Origin of the sequence: Chryseobacterium salipaludis (genome assembly GCF_022968825.1) — a bacterium.
GTDB classification, from domain to species: domain Bacteria; phylum Bacteroidota; class Bacteroidia; order Flavobacteriales; family Weeksellaceae; genus Kaistella; species Kaistella salipaludis.
Map to the genome: position 1 here is coordinate 21656 of NZ_JALHKS010000002.1, position 18815 is coordinate 40470.

General features: G+C 46.9%; 14 protein-coding genes. 7 read left to right on the top strand and 7 right to left on the bottom strand.

The annotated features are described in order from the left end of the window. The 3 genes from infB to rimP form a co-directional block, all read right to left on the bottom strand. The gene (gene infB / locus MVI27_RS02800) at positions 1–2820 is read right to left on the bottom strand and encodes a translation initiation factor IF-2 (protein ID WP_246959178.1); all 2820 of its coding nucleotides are present in this window, start codon (positions 2818–2820) and stop codon (positions 1–3) included. Between the two features lie 75 nt (positions 2821–2895). Further along, positions 2896–4143: a transcription termination factor NusA gene (gene nusA, locus MVI27_RS02805; protein WP_246959179.1), complete on the bottom strand. Its 1248-nt coding sequence runs from the start codon at positions 4141–4143 to the stop codon at positions 2896–2898. 87 nt (positions 4144–4230) lie between these two features. Next, positions 4231–4698 carry a ribosome assembly cofactor RimP gene (gene rimP, locus MVI27_RS02810; RefSeq protein WP_246959180.1) on the bottom strand — a complete coding sequence of 156 codons (468 nt, stop codon included), beginning with the start codon at positions 4696–4698 and terminating at the stop codon, positions 4231–4233. Positions 4699–4887: 189 nt separating this feature from the next. Here rimP and MVI27_RS02815 point away from each other — a divergent pair, with 189 nt between their 5' ends. Then, complete coding sequence (locus tag MVI27_RS02815; RefSeq protein ID WP_246959181.1) at positions 4888–6231, top strand: UDP-glucose dehydrogenase family protein; 1344 nt, start codon at positions 4888–4890, stop codon at positions 6229–6231. Positions 6232–6392: 161 nt separating this feature from the next. After that, complete coding sequence (locus MVI27_RS02820) at positions 6393–7073, top strand: carbonic anhydrase (RefSeq protein WP_246959182.1); 681 nt, start codon at positions 6393–6395, stop codon at positions 7071–7073. On the opposite strand, the gene pth is transcribed toward MVI27_RS02820, so the two are convergent. The 3 genes from pth to mfd form a co-directional block, all read right to left on the bottom strand. Beyond that, a complete protein-coding gene (gene pth / locus MVI27_RS02825; protein WP_246959183.1) occupies positions 7074–7637 on the bottom strand; it encodes an aminoacyl-tRNA hydrolase in 564 nt (187 codons plus the stop codon). Positions 7638–7642: 5 nt separating this feature from the next. Further along, entirely contained in the window at positions 7643–8461 is an 819-nt protein-coding gene (locus tag MVI27_RS02830; RefSeq protein ID WP_246959184.1) for an RHS repeat protein, read from the bottom strand. A 175-nt stretch (positions 8462–8636) separates the two neighbouring features. Further along, positions 8637–12011, bottom strand: a complete 3375-nt coding sequence (mfd, locus tag MVI27_RS02835; RefSeq protein WP_246959185.1) for a transcription-repair coupling factor — start codon at positions 12009–12011, stop codon at positions 8637–8639. A 484-nt stretch (positions 12012–12495) separates the two neighbouring features. Between mfd and MVI27_RS02840 the strand changes: the two genes are divergently transcribed. The 3 genes from MVI27_RS02840 (at position 12496) to MVI27_RS02850 (ending at position 15251) form a co-directional block, all read left to right on the top strand. Next, a complete protein-coding gene (locus tag MVI27_RS02840; RefSeq protein WP_246959186.1) occupies positions 12496–12681 on the top strand; it encodes a hypothetical protein in 186 nt (61 codons plus the stop codon). Positions 12682–12728: 47 nt separating this feature from the next. Then, positions 12729–14213: a GH3 family acyl-acid amido synthetase gene (locus tag MVI27_RS02845; RefSeq protein WP_246959187.1), complete on the top strand. Its 1485-nt coding sequence runs from the start codon at positions 12729–12731 to the stop codon at positions 14211–14213. Between the two features lie 63 nt (positions 14214–14276). Continuing rightward, positions 14277–15251: a T9SS type A sorting domain-containing protein gene (locus MVI27_RS02850; RefSeq protein WP_246959188.1), complete on the top strand. Its 975-nt coding sequence runs from the start codon at positions 14277–14279 to the stop codon at positions 15249–15251. A gap of 70 nt (positions 15252–15321) precedes the next feature. Here MVI27_RS02850 and MVI27_RS02855 read toward each other — a convergent pair whose 3' ends face one another. Then, positions 15322–15660: a DMT family transporter gene (locus tag MVI27_RS02855; RefSeq protein ID WP_246959189.1), complete on the bottom strand. Its 339-nt coding sequence runs from the start codon at positions 15658–15660 to the stop codon at positions 15322–15324. 74 nt (positions 15661–15734) lie between these two features. Here MVI27_RS02855 and MVI27_RS02860 point away from each other — a divergent pair, with 74 nt between their 5' ends. Both MVI27_RS02860 and dnaB read left to right on the top strand, forming a co-directional pair. Next, positions 15735–16973 carry an MFS transporter gene (locus tag MVI27_RS02860; protein ID WP_246959190.1) on the top strand — a complete coding sequence of 413 codons (1239 nt, stop codon included), beginning with the start codon at positions 15735–15737 and terminating at the stop codon, positions 16971–16973. Between the two features lie 246 nt (positions 16974–17219). After that, positions 17220–18815 carry a replicative DNA helicase gene (gene dnaB, locus MVI27_RS02865; protein ID WP_246959191.1) on the top strand — a complete coding sequence of 532 codons (1596 nt, stop codon included), beginning with the start codon at positions 17220–17222 and terminating at the stop codon, positions 18813–18815.

Below are 18815 nucleotides of genomic sequence, written 5' to 3' on the forward strand. Positions count from 1 at the left end.
TTATTTCAGCTTTTTCTTAACAGCTACTTCTTCGTAGACTTCCAGGATGTCACCGATTTCGATGTCGTTGTAGCCTTTCAGGTTGAGACCACATTCGTATCCTTTGGTTACTTCTTTCACATCGTCTTTGAAACGTTTTAAGCTTTCCAGTTCACCGTCGTATTTCACAATACCGTCACGCAGTAAGCGGATTTTGGAGTTGCGCGTTACTTTTCCGGTCAGGACCATACATCCTGCAATGGAACCTACTTTGGAAATCTTAAAGACTTCACGGATCTCTACGTTACCAATGACCTGCTCGCGGATTTCCGGAGAGAGCATTCCTTCCATCGCTTCTTTCACATCGTCGATGGCGTCATAGATCACGGAATAGGTTCTGATTTCAATCTCTTCTTTATCTGCCAGATCTTTTGCGTTGACACCGGCTCTTACATTAAAGCCAATCATAATCGCATCGGAAGCAGCTGCCAGGAGTACGTCGGATTCGGTAATCTGACCCACGCCCTGGTGAATGATCTTCACGCTGATTTCCTCGGTAGACAAGCTTTGCAGCTGATCGGAAAGTGCTTCCACCGAACCGTCCACGTCCCCTTTCAGAATGATGTTCAGTTCCTTGAAGTCGCCCAGTGCAATACGGCGTCCGAGTTCGTCCAGCGTAAGGTGCTTCTTCGTACGGATCGATTGCTCACGCTGCAATTGCTCACGCTTGGTCGCAATGGATTTTGCTTCGCGCTCGTCTTCGAACACGCGGAAACGGTCACCTGCCGTAGGAGCGCCATCCAGTCCCAGAATGGTTACCGGAATCGACGGACCGGCGGCTTTCATAGGCTTGCCTCTTTCGTCCAGCATTGCCTTTACTTTACCATGGTTCTTACCGGCCAGTACGTAATCTCCGACACGGAGCGTACCCGCCTGTACGAGCATGGTAGAGATATAACCACGTCCTTTATCCAAAGATGCTTCAATGACCACACCACTTGCGTTTTTATCCGGGTTGGCTTTCAGTTCCAGTAATTCAGCCTGCAGCAATACTTTTTCCAGCAGGAGATCCATATTGTTACCAAATTTGGCAGACACTTCCTGAGACTGCACGTTACCACCCCATTCTTCCACCAGAATATTCATAGAAGACAGTTGCTGGCGAATATTATCCGGATTGGAATTTGGTTTATCTACTTTGTTCAGTGCAATGATCATCGGTACACCGGCTGCCTGCGCGTGGGAAATCGCTTCCTTCGTTTGCGGCATCACATCGTCATCCGCCGCAATTACGATAATGGCGATATCGGTGATCTGGGCACCACGTGCACGCATCGCGGTAAACGCTTCGTGACCCGGGGTATCCAGGAAGGTGATGCGCTGGCCGTTTTCCAGCTGTACGTTGTAAGCACCGATGTGCTGGGTAATCCCTCCGGATTCTCCGGCGATCACGTTGGTTTTTCTGATGTAATCCAGCAAGGAAGTTTTACCGTGGTCCACGTGGCCCATCACCGTCACGATGGGTGCTCTTGGCTCCATATCCTCTTCGGTATCGGTATCTTCTTCCATCGCGGATTCTTCCACGTCAGCATCCGAAAATTCAATCTTATAACCGAATTCGTCAGCTACCAATGTCAGCGTATCTGCTTCCAGACGTTGGTTCATAGTTACCATTACGCCTAAAGAGAAGCAGGCAGAGATCACTTCGGTCGGGCTCACGTTCATCAGGCTGGCCAGTTCACCCACGGTGATAAACTCGGTTACCTTCAGTGTGCGGTCTTCCGCATCCAGCATTTCCTGACGCTCGTCCTGCTCACGACGGAATACTCTTTTTTCCTTACGATATTTTGCACCCTTGTTTTTACCGGCCTTACTGGTCAGTTTTTCCAGGGTTTCTTTAATCTGATTTTTAACCTGTTCATCGGTTAGTTCAACCGGCATGACAGGTCCTCGACGGTTGCCGCCTTTTCTGTTTCCGCCTGCATTACCGCCACGGTTCCCCTGGTTGCCGCCACCCGGACGGTTCCCCTGGTTTCCGCCGCCACCCGGCCGATTGCCTTGTGCCTGACCTGTACCGGTTCCGGCTGCAGGTTTTTCGATGCGTTTTCTTTTTTTCTTCGCACCGGCGGATTTAGGCTTATTAAACTGAGAAAGGTCTACCTTTTCTTTCAGGATTTTAGGCCCGTCCAGTTTCTGGTACACCGTTTCTATTTTTTGTGGCTCGCTGCTTTCGGCCGGTTTTTCCGTTCCAGCTTCTGCTGCCGGTGTTTGCGGTGCAACTGGTGCAGCGGGCTCAGCCGGTTTATCTTCGGCTTTTGGTGCCGGAGCAGGTGTTTCCGCAGCAGCCGGTTTTTCAGCAGCCGGTTTTTTGCCTCGTGGCTTGCCGCTTTCAATCTGAGAAAGGTCTATTTTATCCAGCACCTTAAACTCCTGTTTTTGCGGAGTTGCTTCTTCAGCAGGTTTTGCTTCCTCTGCCGGTGTTGCAAGAGCTGCCGGCGTTTCCGGTTCCGGTGCAGTTTCCGGCTTACCGGTGGCCAGATCGATTTTGCCCAGGATTTTGGCTTCAGGCCGGGCGCCTGCTTTGGCTCTTATCACCTCAGGTTTAGCCGGCTCAATTTCCAGTTTTTCATCCGGAACCTTGGCCATCACCACCTCATCGGAAGCTTTGCGCTGCTCGCCGTCTTTGCGAAACTCCGCTTCCAATGCAGAATATGCCGATTCTTCCAATTTAGCATTGGGGTTACTTTCCACTTCATATCCTTTGTCCTGCAGAAACTCCACAAGCCTGGGGATTGAAATATTAAATTCCCGCGCCGCTTTATTTAATCTAATTTTTGGCATGTATATTTTATACTTTTTTATAAATTTTTGGCAAAGTTAACCTATTTTAACTTTAAATACATATTGCAGAGGCAGTTAATCCTCAAATTCATCCCGCAGGATCGCCTTCACCTCTTCGATGGTTTCTTCTTCCAGGTCGGTGAGGTGCAACAGGGCTTCTGTTTCTTTATCCAACACGCTCTTCGCTGTATTCAAACCGATTTTCTGGAACTCATCGATGATCCATTGCTCGATATCCCCTTCTTCGGTACCCACGAATTCTTTCAGTTCCACATCATCTTCCTCGCTGGATTCGCGGTACACATCAATATCGAAGCCACTTAACCAGGAAGCCAGACGAATATTCTGTCCCTGCTTTCCAATCACGCGGGAAATCTCCTCTACCGGTGTATGAACCAGCGCGTAGTTGGTTTCTTCATTAATATCAATTTTATTAATGGTGATATTTCCTAAGGCACGCTTTACCAGAATTTCAGGGTTCTTGGACCATTGAATCACGTCGATGTTTTCATTGCGCAGTTCGCGAACCACGCCATGAATACGGGAACCTTTCACACCGACGCAGGCTCCTACCGGGTCAATACGGTCATCATACGCATCTACCGCAATCTTCGCTTTTTCACCCGGAATGCGCACTACTTTTTTCAGCATAATGGTTCCGTCCTGGATTTCCGGAATTTCCAGCTCCAGGAGCTTCTCCAGGAAACGAGGCGCCGTGCGGGAAACCACAATCTGCGGCTTGCTTCCCTTAAAATCTACGCTTTCCACAATCGCACGGATGCTTTCTCCTTTTTTAAAAAAGTCAGATGGAATTTGTTTTTCCTTCGGCAGAATGAACTCATTGTCTTCATCATCCAGCAGAATAACGTGCTTATGACGGATATGGTGCACTTCGCCAATAACGATTTCACCAATACGGTCGCGGAACTGCTCGTACAGGGCCGCATTATTATATTCCTGCAGTTTGGTCGCCAGGATTTGCTTTAAAGTCAGAATGCTGCGGCGACCGAGTTGTTCGATTGGAATTTCCACGGTGTAATCTTCACCCACTTCAAAGGTTGGGTCGAGTTTACGCGCTTCAGAAAGTTCAATTTCCAGGTCATCGTCTTCAGACATTTCATCTTCCACGATGGTTTTGTTCAGGAAAATCTGAAAGTCACCTTTATCCGGGTTCACGATAACATCAAAGTGGTCATCGGAATCAAATCTTTTTCTTAATAAAGTTTTCAACGAATCTTCGATGATGGCCATCAGGTCAATTTTACTGATGCTTTTTTCTTCTTTGAAATCGCCAAATGCTTCAATCAATGCTAAACCGTTCATCTATATCATGTTTGTTTTTAGGTTGCTCAGGGCAGGATGTACTGCCGGTATCTTTTTAATTATAACTAATGGCGCAGCGCAGCTTCATTAAAATTTGATCGCTACGAGGGCTTTTTTAATATCGGTGTAGGGAATCTCTTTTTCTTCCACCACATCTACTTTTCCTTTGCCCACTTCTTTCGGCTTTCTGTACCGAAGGATGAGCACAATTTTTTCGTCATCTGCCAATGTGAGTTCACCTTCCACCTTGGTATCATCTGTTAAAAGCACGTCCAGGTCGCGACCGATATTCTTGCGGTACTGACGCGGTGACGATAAAGGCTCGCTCAAACCGGCGCTGGTGACCTGCAAAGAGAAATCGTGCTGCTCGCGGTCCATATTAAACTCAATGGCGCGGCTGGCATCCAGGCAATCCTGCAGATTCACACCATTGTCGCCGTCCAACACTATGGTAATATCATCGGACGCTGAAAATTTCAGGTCGATTAAAAATAAATCCGGGCGCGTCGCCAGAAACTCTTGTAACAGGTTTTCAATCTGTGTTCTAAATTCCATAAAAATCGTTCAACTACTGTTACGAAAAAAGGCATTCTTGCGAAGGCCTTGTCATTATTTTTCCGTAAATCCACCGCAAATATACGAACTTAATATGAAACTGCAAAAAAAATGCTGATTTTTCAACACAGTCTGCAAGGCTGCGCGGCTGAATTATTATTACCTTTGCAGCCACAAATCTGAAAAGGAGTGAATATTACTATTGTTGGAACCGGCTATGTGGGCCTGGTAACCGGAACGACCCTGGCAGAACTCGGGAATACCGTATTTTGTGTGGATATTGATGCGCAGAAAGTGGAACGCATGAAGCAGGGCGTAGTTCCTATCTACGAACCCGGCCTGGAAGAAATTTTCCTGCGCAACATTCAGGCGCAGCGTTTATTTTTTACCACAGACCTGAAAGAAGCGCTGGACCAAAGCGAAGTTATTTATCTGGCGTTACCCACGCCACCCGGTGAGGATGGTTCCGCAGACCTTTCCTATGTATTATCAGTCGCGGAGCAAATCGGCACGCTGATGACCGAATATAAAGTCATTGTCAACAAATCCACTGTGCCAGTAGGCACGGCAACCAAAGTGCAGGAAACGATTGAGTCCAGAACTGATATTCCTTTCGATGTAGTTTCCAACCCTGAATTCTTAAGAGAAGGTTTCGCCGTTGAAGACTCCATGAATCCCGCCCGTGTTATCGTGGGGAGCGAATCTGAGCAGGCGCGCGAAATTATGGCCAAGATTTACCAGCCGTTTACCAATACCGGTGTGCCGATTATCTTCATGGACGAAAAGTCATCGGAACTCACGAAATACGCAGCGAATTCCTTCCTGGCGGTAAAAATCACCTTTATGAATGAAATCGCGAACTACTGTGAAAAAGTAGGCGCAGATGTGGATAAGGTGAGGCTCGGCATGGGTTCGGACGACCGTATCGGGCACCGTTTCCTGTTTCCGGGCATCGGGTACGGCGGCAGCTGCTTCCCGAAAGATGTGAAGGCGCTGATTCGCTCCGGCCGTCAGGCTGATTTCAACTTCCAGCTCTTGGAAGCCACCGAAGAGGTGAATCAGGCACAAAAAGTAATTCTTGTTTCCGAGATTGAGCAGTATTTCAATGGCGACCTGAACGGTAAAAAAATCGCCCTGTGGGGGCTCGCCTTTAAAGCAAATACCGATGACATCCGCGAAGCTTCCTCTTTAGACAATATTCGACTGCTTTTGGAGAAAGGTGCAGACATCACTGCGTACGATGCCATTGCAGAAGAAAATGTACGCAAAATACTGGGCGACCGAATCAGCTACGCACCGGATATGTACAGCGCGCTGCAGGACGCAGATTGCCTGCTGATTGCCACGGAATGGAGCGAGTTCCAGAATCCCAACTTCAGTCTGATGGCAGAGCGCATGACCGGCCGCGCCATTTTCGACGGCCGAAACATGTTCGCACTGGAACAGGTGGAGGATACGGGTTTCTATTATAAGTCGATTGGGCGGAAAACCGTGAATGCTTCCGCAGTCGTAAACCGAGAGCCAACCTTGTAAAAAACATTGTACTCCGATTTTACTTCAGTTACATGTCACAAAAAAAGGCAGGCACTGTGCGCTTTTGAACCTTTACATGATTTGTAAATTCTTTAATTATCGTTATTTCTTTGATTTTTTAAGCGCCAGCCCTTACTTTTACAGTATCAAAAAACAAGCGCATGAGAAAGTCCTACGACAAAATATTTGAAAAGAACAAAGCCTGGGTAGAAGCCCAATGTGCCGAGAATCCCGATTTCTTTAAAAATCTTTCGATTACCCAAACCCCGGAATTTCTGTATATCGGTTGCTCGGACAGCCGCGTCTCTGCAGAGGAAATGATGGGCATGAAACCGGGCGAACTCTTTGTTCACCGCAATATCGCGAACGTGGTGAATACGCTGGACATGAGCGCAACGGCCGTGATCCAGTATGCGGTGGAACACCTGCAGGTAAAACATATTATTGTGTGCGGACATTACGGTTGCGGCGGGATCAAAGCGGCTATGACGGCGGAAGACCTGGGACTTTTAAATCCGTGGCTGCGAACGATTCGTGATGTATACCGGCTGCATCAGACCGAGCTGGATGCGATTGGAGATGAACAAAAGCGCTACGACCGGCTGGTGGAACTGAATGTGCAGGAACAGTGTATCAATGTCATTAAAATGGCCGTGGTACAGGAAGAATACCTGGTGGATGAATATCCGATTGTACACGGCTGGGTCTTTGACATGCGCACCGGTAAAATCATCGACCTGGAAATTGATTTTGAAAATATCCTGAAAGACATCCAGAAAATTTACAACCTCACCAACTCCAACTGGGTGATGAGCCGCCAGAACAATAAGAATATGCAGTAATTACTTGCCGTTGAACGCCGTCATGGTGTTCTGGATTCCGGCAAAGACAAACGATAAACACGCTTTGGAAAACTTCTCGATTCGCTCGGGGAGTTTTTCTTTTTCCGCTTCAGTCCATTTCCCAAGTACATAATCTACCTGCCGGCCCTCGGCAAAATCAGCGGAAATGCCAAAGCGCAGCCGCGGATACTGTTGTGTATTAAGTTGCTGCTGGATACTTTTCAGGCCATTGTGGCCCGCATCCGAACCTTTCATTTTCATGCGAAGGGTTCCGAAAGGCAGCGCCAGATCATCCGTAATAATCATCAGGTTTTCAACCGGGATATTTTCTTTCTGCAACCAAAAGCGCACGGCATTTCCGGAGAGGTTCATATAGGTATCCGGCTTCAGAATGAGAACTTTCCGCCCTTTATATTTCCCTTCAGCCAGCCAGCCGAAATTTGCAGATTTAAAGGGCACTTCCAGCTCGGCAGCAATTTTATCAGCTACTTTAAAACCAATATTATGGCGCGTTTCAGCGTATTCTTCCCCTTTATTTCCGAGCCCGACGATGAGGTATTTCATACACTTTAATTCTTATATAAAAATGTAAACTTTTTCCCGGTAGTGCTGGCTTCGGTCGGGTATTTTTTTGGGTCGTATTTGTAAATGTATTCAGCGCTTTCCCCGTCCACCGTTATTTTCGTAAAATTATTTATTGAAAAACCTGCCACGGCCCACGGCCCTTCATTATATACCGTTGAAAGGATTCGGTACACCATCGGAAGCTGTGCGAAGCCATTTGGATTATCGTCGAATAGATCAAAAGTAATCATTTCGTCAGAATTAGTTCCTGACGAAGTAATGGTCTTTTCCCACGAAGTAAGCTGATCACCACTGTACCCTAATTCATTTTTAGTTTGAATGGAATCAGCAGGTGTGATTACAGGCGTAACTGTAGAAGTAATCGTAGTCGGTTTTTTATTGCTGTAAATTACTTCGATTGAAATATCTGAAACTGCATTAGCTCCTTGCTTAATAGTCCCTTTAGCTCTACTTACTAATTTATCGGTGTTATACTCAAAAGTAAAATCAGACGTGAAAATACCGTTTGAATCCTCATAAGTAACTGCCGCGCTTTTAACCGAATCAGCAGCATAGGTGAATTTGAACTGGCTTGTGCTGTTCTGGGTTGAATTCACTTCTGTCAGACGATTGGCACCATCATAACTGTACGTTGTATTCCCGCCCGCACTGTCTTCAACTTTAGATAAAAAACGCGGCTCCCAATCGTAGCTGGGTTCATTTACATTAAATAAAAGATCACCGTTCTCATCACGGCCGGGTTCACAGGAAAACAGCACGACCACAGAAAGTACGGTTCCCAATATATACAGAAGTTTCTTCATCAGAATTTAATTTTAGGCAAAAATACGGTATTCCGGTAACTTATTTTTTTAACGCTGATTTGTGTAATAGCGTATCATGTTTTTCTTTCTACATTAAAATCATGTATTTTAAAAACTTGCTAAGTAGCAAGTTGCCGGTCGGCAAGTTCATAGTGGCGTAAATAAATTGTAATTCTTACGACTGTTTCATAATCTCCAATTGCAAAATCCGGTGCAGCACCGCATTGATGTCTTCCACGTTCTTCACCCCTTCCTTGCGCATCATCAGCTGATTGCCTTCCTTGCTGGATTTTTCTTTTAATACCGCTTCCGTCGGGTTGGATGTTAAGTACGAAATAATGTTCTTAAACCTTTCACTCTGATAAAAGCGGTCCTGCGGATTGGAGGGGAAATACCCGATAAAAATGCCGCTCTTCACCACCAGTCTTTCAAAGCCGACATCGGCTGCAATCCATTTGAGCTCCACGGATTTCAACAGGTTTTTAGCTTCTTCCGGCAGTTCCCCAAAACGGTCTTTCAGTTCCTCCTCAAACTGCTTGAGCTGCTGCGGACTTTCCGTATCGGCCAGTTTCTGGTATAAGGACAAACGCTCTTCAATGCTTTGCACGTAGGAATCGGGAAGCATCAGTTCCAGATCGGTATCAATGTTGACTTCCTTGGTGGATTTAAAGAGTTTCTTCCGTTCTTCCTCATTTTCAAAAAGGTCTTCGAATTCCGCATCGCTCTGCAATTCCTCCAGCGCTTCCTGCATGATTTTCTGATAGGTATCAAAGCCCATTTCATTAATGAAACCACTCTGTTCCCCACCCAGCAAATCACCGGCACCGCGGATTTCCAAGTCTTTCATGGCAATCTGAAAACCGCTGCCCAGGTCCGAAAACTGCTCAATCGCTTCCAGCCTTTTTCTTGCGTCAGAAGTTACCATATCAAACGGCGGCGTAATCAGGTAGCAGAACGCTTTTCTGTTGCTCCGGCCCACGCGCCCGCGCATCTGGTGAATATCTGCCATGCCGAAACGCTGGGCATCATTAATGAAAATCGTGTTGGCATTCGGTACATCTACTCCACTTTCCACAATCGTGGTGGAAACCAGCACGTCATATTTTCCTTCTATGAAATCCAGGACATTTTTTTCAAGTTGCTTTCCTTCCATTTGTCCGTGGCCGGTAATCACCCGCGCATCCGGCACCAGTCTTTGAATCAAGCCGGCGATATCTTTCAGGTTTTCCACCCGGTTGTTAATGAAGTATACCTGGCCGTCCCGCTGCAGTTCATAGGAAATCGCATCACGGATAATTTCTTCATTAAAACCAACGATCTGCGTTTCCACCGGCTGGCGGTTGGGCGGTGGCGTTTTAATCACCGATAGGTCACGCGCGGCCATCAGCGAAAACTGGAGCGTCCGCGGAATCGGCGTGGCCGTCAGTGTCAGTGTATCAATATTACTTTTGAGGGTCTTTAATTTATCTTTTACGGAAACGCCGAATTTATGTTCCTCGTCAATAATCAATAAGCCTAGGTCTTTAAATTTCACACTGCTGCCCACCAGCTGATGGGTTCCGATCACAATATCCACACTGCCGTCCCTTAAACCTGCCAGCGTTTCTGCTTTTTGCTTGGCCGTCCGGAACCGGTTGAGATAAGAGATGTTTACCGGGAAATCTTTAAGCCTTTCCTTAAAACTGCGGTAATGCTGGAAGGCAAGAATTGTGGTCGGCACCAAAATCGCTACCTGTTTCCCGTCGGTAGCTGCTTTGAAAGCGGCGCGGATGGCAATTTCCGTTTTCCCGAAACCAACGTCACCGCAGATCAGCCGGTCCATCACGGTGTTGTTTTCCATGTCCTTTTTCACATCTACCGTAGCTTTTTCCTGGTCGGGCGTATCTTCATAAATAAAGCTAGCTTCCAGCTCATTCTGCAGGTAGGAATCGGGTGCAAACGCAAAACCTTTGGCGGTTTTTCGCTCGGCGTAGAGTTTAATTAAGTCAAAAGCAATCTGTTTTACTTTCGCTTTCGTTTTCTGTTTTAATGTTTTCCAGGCCGGCGACCCCAGTTTGGAAAGCACGATTTCTTTGCCTTCCGGGCCGTTGTACTTTGATATTTTATGAAGCGAGTGAATGCTGACATACAGCAGATCTCCGTTTTTATAGGTGAGTTTAAAACATTCCTGCACTTTGCCATCATTATTCACTTTCACCAAGCCCATAAACTTCCCGATGCCATGGTCGATATGCGTAATGTAATCGCCCACTTTCATCTGCATCAGATCTTTCAGTGTAATCTGTTCGGATTTGGCAAATGAATTCTTGGCTTTAAAGCGCTGATAACGTTCGAAAATCTGGTGGTCTGTGTACACCGAAATTTTGTGATCGTGGTCCACAAAGCCTTCGTGGAGTTCAGACTTAAATGATCGAAAAGGAACATCTTTTTCCAGTTCTTCAAAAATGGCTTCGAGTCTTTCCTTCTGTTTCTCACCGGAAAAGGAAATCCAGGTTTCATATTCCTGTTGCTGTTTGGCATCCAGGTCTTCCTGCAGCAGGTCAAACTTTTTATTGAAGGTAGGCTGCGCTGTTTGGTTCAGTGTTATAATTTCTGAGCCGGGAATTTCCTGCAGTGTGAAATCCACCCAGTCAAAGCGGCGGACATTGGACATAAATTCTTCCTCCGGCACAAACAGTTCTTCCGGCGTGGAATGCTTGATGTCTCTGCTCAGTTTCAGGAAATTTTCTTCGGCTTTTGCATAAAAGTTTTTAATAACCGTAAAACCTAAAAAAGCATTTTTGGTAACCACCAGCAAGTTCTCCGGTGCCAAATCAAACAGCGGCACACGACTGCTGACCACGGTGTAATTCATGTTTGACACCAGCTGAAACTCCTCCACCTTTTCTTTGGTAAGCTGTGTTTCAATATCAAAAGTTTTAATGCTTTCCACCTCATTGCCAAAAAAGGAGATGCGGTAAGGCTCCTCGTTAGAATAGGAAAACACGTCCACAATTCCACCTCTCACCGAAAACTCGCCCGGCTCGGAAACGAAATCCGTCAGCTGAAACTGAAACTGCTCCAGCAATTCTTCGGTAAAATTAAAATCGAGTTTATCGCCTGCTTTAATGGTGTGTGAAATCGCTTTGAAATCCTCTTTCCTTATCACCTTTTCGGCCAGTGACACAAATGGCGCCACCATCACCTGCGGCTTTTTATTGGTGTGAATTTTATTAAGGACTTCTGTGCGAAGCACCAGGTTTGCATTCTGTGTTTTTTCCGTCTGATAGGGGTCCAGATGGCTGGGCGGGAAATACAGCACATTCTCACGGCCGAGTAATTCCTCCAGTTCTGCCGTCAGGTAGAGCGCATCCTCTTTATCATCCGCCAGGAAAAGTATCGACGTTTTTCTCAGCAGAAACAGTTCCGCCGCCAGTATGGAAGGTGCCGAGCCGGCGGAAGATTTCACCGCCAGTGGCTTTTTGTTATCTAAAGCAGTACATATATTTTTTCCAAAATCACGTTGCAGCAGCGAGGGCAGCAAGGTTTCGGTGATGTTTTTCAGTTGCATAGTCGTTCGTAAAAGCTAAAATAAGGCCATCAGCCTATAAATGCAGATGCGGCACCGGGAGTTTTCCGGCGCCGTTTTGCAGCCGTAAATTTACAATTATTTTCGGGCATTTCATCTTGGCAAGGGCTGGCGGTCCTTAAACAAACTTCGTGCGACAAAAATTTATTTGGATTATCTTCACCACGAAAAACACATTTTAAAACTTATGAAAAAAAGGTTTTCTGCTCACTGCTTTTCTGGTCAGTTCCCTGCACTTTATTTCCGCGCAAAAGAAATCTGCCACAGCTGATATAACAGCAAATATCGGTACGTACGCTGTTTTCATGAAACCGGCAGGAAGCGATATTTTAGCACAGCACCTGCAGCCGTTTTACGGATTTGGCGTACAAACAAATCTGATGACACCGCAGAGCCTTTCGCTGGCGGCAGTTTTTACCGGCTGACCACCCGGCCTGAAGAAAACAAGAGCACTTACGCCGTTAATATGGCCGGATTTACCGGTGGCATTACTTTTCTCCACCCTATCGACCGCGAAGAACAGCAGTCATTATTTGTGACACCCAAGATCAATGTCATGTTTCCGCCGTCAGCGGACAAACATCCCTTTTCACTCGTGCGAAGAGAAACGGTATTGCTGAGCATCAGTGCCGGCTACCGCTATCAGTTCTGAGAAAACCAAGCTGCCCGGTGTGGCTAAAAAACTTTTACATTTGCAACATGCTTTCTATTATAAAAAGAAATATTGCACTGCTTTGGGCGAAAAAGCATGTGAAGAAAGCAGCCGCTTTTAAAACCAACGCGGTTGCCGACCAGCAGAAACTGCTGTTATCCCTGGTGAAAACCGCCGAGAAAACTTTATTTGGCCGCCTGCATCAGTTTGAAAATATCCGTACGGTGGAAGACTTTCAGCGGCAGGTACCGGTTGCGGACTATGAAGATTTAAAACCATTTATCGATAAAGTTAAACGGGGGCAGCGCCATATTCTGTGGCCGGAAACGCCGCTGTATTTCGCCAAAACTTCGGGGACCACTTCCGGCGCGAAATATATTCCTATTTCCCAGGAAGGAATGCCGTATCAGGTAAGCGCCGCGCAGAGTGCTATTTTTCATTATATCGCGCAGAAAAACAATGCTGATTTTGTTTCCGGGAAAATGATTTTCCTGCAGGGAAGTCCGGAGCTCGAAGAAGTGTACGGCATCAAAACCGGGCGCCTTTCCGGTATTGTCGCACATCATATCCCCGATTATCTTCAAAAAAACCGCCTGCCCAGCCTGGAAACAAACCTGATTGAAGACTGGGAAACAAAAGTGGATGCCATTGTGCGCGAAACAGAACATGAAAACATGACGCTCATTTCGGGGATTCCGCCCTGGCTGATTATGTATTTTGAAAAACTCGTGGCGCGGCATAATAAAAAAATCACGGCACTTTTCCCAAACCTGCAATTGCTGATTACCGGCGGTGTGAACTACGAACCTTACCGCGAAAAAATGGAAGAACTGCTCGGCAAGCCGGTGGACACCCTGCAGACCTTTCCCGCCAGCGAAGGTTTCTTTGCTTTTCAGGACGATTACCGAAAAGAAGGGTTATTGCTGCTGACCAACCACGGAATTTTTTACGAGTTTATTCCACTGGAGGAGTTTGGCAAACCGAATGCAAAACGTCTGACTTTGGGAGAAATTGAACTTGAAAAAGATTATGCCTTACTTCTTACCACCAATTCCGGGTTGTGGGCCTATTCTATCGGGGACGTGGTACGTTTTATTTCCAAAGAGCCGTACCGGGTGCTGGTGTCCGGCCGCACCAAGCATTTCACCTCAGCGTTTGGAGAGCACGTGATTGCGTATGAAGTAGAGGAAGCCCTGAAAGCCACCATCGCGCAACATCCGGCGCAGATTACAGAGTTTCATCTCGCACCTCAGGTAAATCCTCGCGAAGGCCTTCCTTATCATGAGTGGCTGATTGAATTTGCCAAAAAGCCTGAACATATAGAGCAGTTTAGCGCCACACTTGATGCCGAGATGCGCAAGAGAAACAGTTACTATGATGATCTGATTTCAGGACATGTTTTGCGCCCCTTGGTGATTACGACTTTAGCATCAAATTCATTCCTTAACTACGCAAAATCACAAGGAAAACTGGGAGGTCAAAATAAAATCCCCAGATTAGCAAATGACCGCAGGATTGCCGATTTCCTATAGGAAGATTACTTTTATTAAATTATAATTTATATATTAGCCAATCATTAATTATAATTTATCAAAATGAAAAAAATCTATTTACTAGCTGCGACTGCGTTGACTTTGTCTTTTGCAAGCGGGCAGAAAATTAACAAATCAAAAACAGTTCAAAACTATGCAGGAAACTCTTTTGTAACTTCAAAAGCACCGTCTCAGTTATTTATCCAAATTGCAAACGGGCAGAACGGTTACGGAGTAGGAAATCTTTCTGCTTTTGGTGGTGCTATTTATCTAGCAGATGATTTTGAAATCCTGAACCCTGCTACTATTACTAAAATCACAACTTATGGTTTTACAACCGTGGCACCAACTGATTTGCTCGCTGAAGAAATAACTGAGGTTAAAATCCATATTTTTGAGAATAATAATGGAGTACCAGCTACAAAACCGGCAAATGCATTTAAAACTATTACTGTAGCGAAAGGCAGTCCTGGTCTCATTATCAATAATAATTTGGAGAGCAGCGGACAGCTTTATGAAATTTCTGTAGATCTGGCAGCTGCAGGAATTGATTTGCAATTAGAAAATAAAAAAAGATATTGGTTTTCAATAGTACCTTCGGTCGATTTTGAAGATGATTTAAGGTACGCTTGGTTTAAAGCCGAAGACAATAAATTTCCCGGAAAAGTCCACTTAATTGACCCTTCAGATTTGTTTGAAGAAGGTTTTACCGAATGGATATCTCTCGATGATTTCTTTTCAGAACCTTGGGGAGATTTCGGTTTGGCTTTCAGTATAACAGGCGACACGGCGCTCGGCACCAGTGAACTGTACAGCAACGTAAAACCCGTAATGGCCACACAACAAGGCGACCTTTTGCATATTTTCACAAAGAACGATAAGCTGAAATCTGCGGATATTTACGCCACTGATGGCAAAAAAGTAGCTTCCGGAACGGTGGATAAACTCAACATCGGCCAACTGCCCAAAGGTGTATACATCCTGAATGTAACCCTTGCCAGCGGAAAAACAGAATCTACCAAATTTATCAAGAGATAATCAAAACTTACCTCAACAAAATATCCGGGCATCTCACCCGGATATTTCTTTTATATAAAGCCGCACAAACTTAATTCGATACCGCCTTCAGTCCGACCACCGACGCAATCAGCGTGAGCGCAAAGAAAATCCGCCAAAAGGTCGCCGGCTCATTAAAAAAGAAAATGCCCATTACTACCGCGCCCACAGCGCCAATGCCGGTCCAGACCGCATACGCCGTACCGATCGGAATGGGATTACTGCCATAGGATATCGCTTTGTAGAGCAAGAACATGCTTAAAAACAAAGAGGCAGCAAAACCGGCCCACCAAAAATAACTTTCACGGCCCGTGGTTTCCTGCGCCCTGCCGAGACAGGTGGCAAACGCAGTTTCAAACAAGCCGCCGATAATCAGAATAATCCAGTTCATGCGCCAAAGATAGAAATTTAAACAGCGACCTGATTTTTAAATTATCTTCCCGGCGGTTAGCTTACTTTTGCACCATGATTTCATTACAGCCTGTTCAGACGCTGAAAATCCCCGAATTCCGCAACCTGATGGCGGGCCGTTTCTTTCTCGTTTTAGCCTTTCGCATGCTTGCCACCCTCATGGGCTGGTGGATTTATCAACTCACCAAAGATCCGTTTGCCATCGGGCTCATCGGACTTTCCGAGGTCATCCCGGCCGTTTCTACCGCGCTGTACGCCGGCCATGTCATCGATAATTCGAATAAGAAAAAACTGCTGCTCATCTGCAACTATGCGTATGTCCTGCTGATTGGCTTGCTTACACTGCCTGCCTTTTTCGGACACTCTCTTTTGGGACTTTCCAGCACCGGCATTTCCTATTTTATTTACGGTGTTATTTTTCTCACGGGCTTTTGCCGCGCCTTCATCGGACCGATTATCCCAACCATCATTCCCAAAGTCGTTTCCCGCGAAACCCTGCCCAATGCCATTACCCTCAACCAGGCGACTTTTCTCACCGCTTCCGTTTCCGGGCACGCCATCGGCGGCTTCCTGATTCACTGGCTGGACATTGGCGGCACTTTGCTGGTTATTCTCAGTGTCATGACGATCGCTTCCTTCTTCTTCTGGTTCCTGAGCGCACATCCGTCCGAAAACACCGGTCCGCAACTCAGCGTGATGAAAAGCATGCGCGAAGGAATGGCGTACATTTACAAAACCCGCGAAATCCTGGGCGCCCTTTGCCTGGATATGTTTGCCGTGCTGTTTGGTGGCGCCGTCGCCATGATCCCGGTTTTTGCGACCGATATCCTGAAGGTTGGCGCGGAAGGTTTTGGTTTGCTCAATGCCGCCACTGACATTGGCGCCATGATTATGATTATCATTCTCGCCCTGATTCCGCTCAAACGAGCGCAGGGTAAAATTCTGCTGGGCGCGGTGGCAGGCTTCGGACTGTGTATTATTGGTTTCGGACTGTCGGAACTGTACTGGCTATCCTTCGGGCTGCTGGTGCTCAGCGGTATGCTCGATGGCATTTCCGTAGTCATCCGCGGGACCATTGTTCAGCTTAAAACACCGGACCACATTCGCGGCCGCGTGCTGAGCGTGAATTCCATTTTCATTATGTCCAGCAACGAAATGGGCCAATTCGAAAGCGGTCTGGCGGCGCGTTGGCTCGGCGTGGTGCGTTCTGTGATTTTCGGGGGAACCATGACGGTGCTCATTGCGCTGGTCGTGGGCCGCAGCATTCCGAAACTGCGCCGGATGGAATATTGATTTTCGGGAGCAACGAGCGCGGTGCTCTTCCCCAAGACCGGTTCCGGCTTTCCGTTGCAATTCCTCGGCCCACCCTGGCGGGCGGTCCTGCGGGATTTCCACTGCAATCCGGGCTAGAGGAGAATTTCGTTTGCCTTTGACTTATCAACAGATTTAACATTTGATAACCAATTATTTACCCTGATCAAAACGGGGAATGTTAGTTAAATTTCTGCCACCTGGATTTAAAAAAACTATCTTTGTACCATGACTCAGAAGGACACTTTATCATCGCTTATTCACGGCACTTTCGCCCGGGAACTGTCGATTTCCGATGGTAAAATGCCGCCCAATGCAGTAGATTTCGAGCGGCTCGTCATCGGTACTTTTTTGATTGATAAGAAAGGACTGGACTATTCCATTGACCTGCTGACCGCCGACGTTTTTTACGATCCGCGCCACCAGGAAATCTTCCGCGCCATCACGCGGCTGTTTGAAGCCAATCATCCGGTGGATTTAATGACCGTGATTCAGGAACTGAAGAAAAGCGAGAAACTGGCCTTTGCAGGCGGTGATCATTATATCATCGACCTGACGATGGGCATCTCTTCCAGTGCGCACATCGAATATCACGTTCGCGTGATTCTGGAAAAGTTTATTCTGCGCAGCCTTATCAATGTGTCGGCGAATGTGATCGACAGTTCTTATAAGGAAACCACCGATGTGTTTGAACTGCTCGACAAAGCCGAACAGGCCTTTTTTGATATTACCAACGGAACCATTAAAAAAGGGTTTGACACTGCGAATAACCTCGTGAAGGAAGCGATTGAAACCATCAAATCCCTCAAAGACAAAGAAGGACTTTCCGGTATTCCGTCCGGCTTCCGTGATATTGACAAAGAAACCGGCGGCTGGCAGAATTCTGACCTCATTATCATCGCGGCGCGTCCGGCGATGGGTAAAACTGCTTTTCTTCTCTCCATGGCCCGAAACATTGCCGTGGAACACAATATTCCCATGGCGCTATTCTCCCTGGAGATGGCTTCTGTACAGCTGATCACCCGGATGATTGCCAGCGAAACCGGCATTTCCTCCGAAAAATTACGGAAAGGCCAGATGTCAGACGAAGAATGGCAGCGGCTGTTCTCTAACGTTTCCGCGTTGGAAAATGCGCCGCTCTACATTGATGAAACGCCATCTCTATCGGTGTTTGATTTCCGTGCAAAATGCCGCCGTCTCGTGATGCAGCACGGCGTGCGGATCATCATGGTGGATTACCTGCAGCTGATGACCGCCAGTTCCGGCAAAGGCGCCGGGAACCGTGAGCAGGAAATCGCGACCATTTCCCGCTCCCTGAAAGCGATTGCGAAGGAACTGAACGTACCGGTAATTGCGCTCTCTCAGCTTTCGAGAAGTGTGGAAACGCGCCCGGGCAAACGTCCGCAACTTTCCGACCTGCGGGAATCCGGAGCGATCGAGCAGGATGCGGATATTGTCTCTTTTATCTTCCGCCCGGAATACTACAAAATCACAACTTGGGACAACGATGAAGACGGCATGGAAAGCTCCACGGAGAACCAGGCAGAACTTATTATTGCAAAACACAGGAACGGTGCAACGGCAGATGTGCGGATGTCTTTCTTCAAGAATATCGCCAAGTTTGCCGACCTGGATCTGTATGGTGACGGCGGTGGCTATGGCGGATATCAGCCGTCCAGCTTCGCACAACAGGAAACCCCGAGCGGCTTCGATAAAATCCGGACGACCATCGATCCGGGCGCAGCTTTCGACATCGGCGACCCACAAAAACTGTCCGGCTCTTCCATGAACGACCAGGATGACGATGACGAGTTTATGTTCTGA

Coding starts and splice junctions, on each gene's coding strand:
- infB (WP_246959178.1), bottom strand. CDS start 2,820: ATGCCAAAAATTAGATTAAATAAAGCGGCGCGGGAATTTAATATTTCA.
- nusA (WP_246959179.1), bottom strand. CDS start 4,143: ATGAACGGTTTAGCATTGATTGAAGCATTTGGCGATTTCAAAGAAGAA.
- rimP (WP_246959180.1), bottom strand. CDS start 4,698: ATGGAATTTAGAACACAGATTGAAAACCTGTTACAAGAGTTTCTGGCG.
- MVI27_RS02820 (WP_246959182.1), top strand. CDS start 6,393: ATGAGAAAGTCCTACGACAAAATATTTGAAAAGAACAAAGCCTGGGTA.
- pth (WP_246959183.1), bottom strand. CDS start 7,637: ATGAAATACCTCATCGTCGGGCTCGGAAATAAAGGGGAAGAATACGCT.
- MVI27_RS02830 (WP_246959184.1), bottom strand. CDS start 8,461: ATGAAGAAACTTCTGTATATATTGGGAACCGTACTTTCTGTGGTCGTG.
- mfd (WP_246959185.1), bottom strand. CDS start 12,011: ATGCAACTGAAAAACATCACCGAAACCTTGCTGCCCTCGCTGCTGCAA.
- MVI27_RS02840 (WP_246959186.1), top strand. CDS start 12,496: ATGGCCGGATTTACCGGTGGCATTACTTTTCTCCACCCTATCGACCGC.
- MVI27_RS02845 (WP_246959187.1), top strand. CDS start 12,729: ATGCTTTCTATTATAAAAAGAAATATTGCACTGCTTTGGGCGAAAAAG.
- MVI27_RS02850 (WP_246959188.1), top strand. CDS start 14,277: ATGAAAAAAATCTATTTACTAGCTGCGACTGCGTTGACTTTGTCTTTT.
- MVI27_RS02855 (WP_246959189.1), bottom strand. CDS start 15,660: ATGAACTGGATTATTCTGATTATCGGCGGCTTGTTTGAAACTGCGTTT.
- MVI27_RS02860 (WP_246959190.1), top strand. CDS start 15,735: ATGATTTCATTACAGCCTGTTCAGACGCTGAAAATCCCCGAATTCCGC.
- dnaB (WP_246959191.1), top strand. CDS start 17,220: ATGACTCAGAAGGACACTTTATCATCGCTTATTCACGGCACTTTCGCC.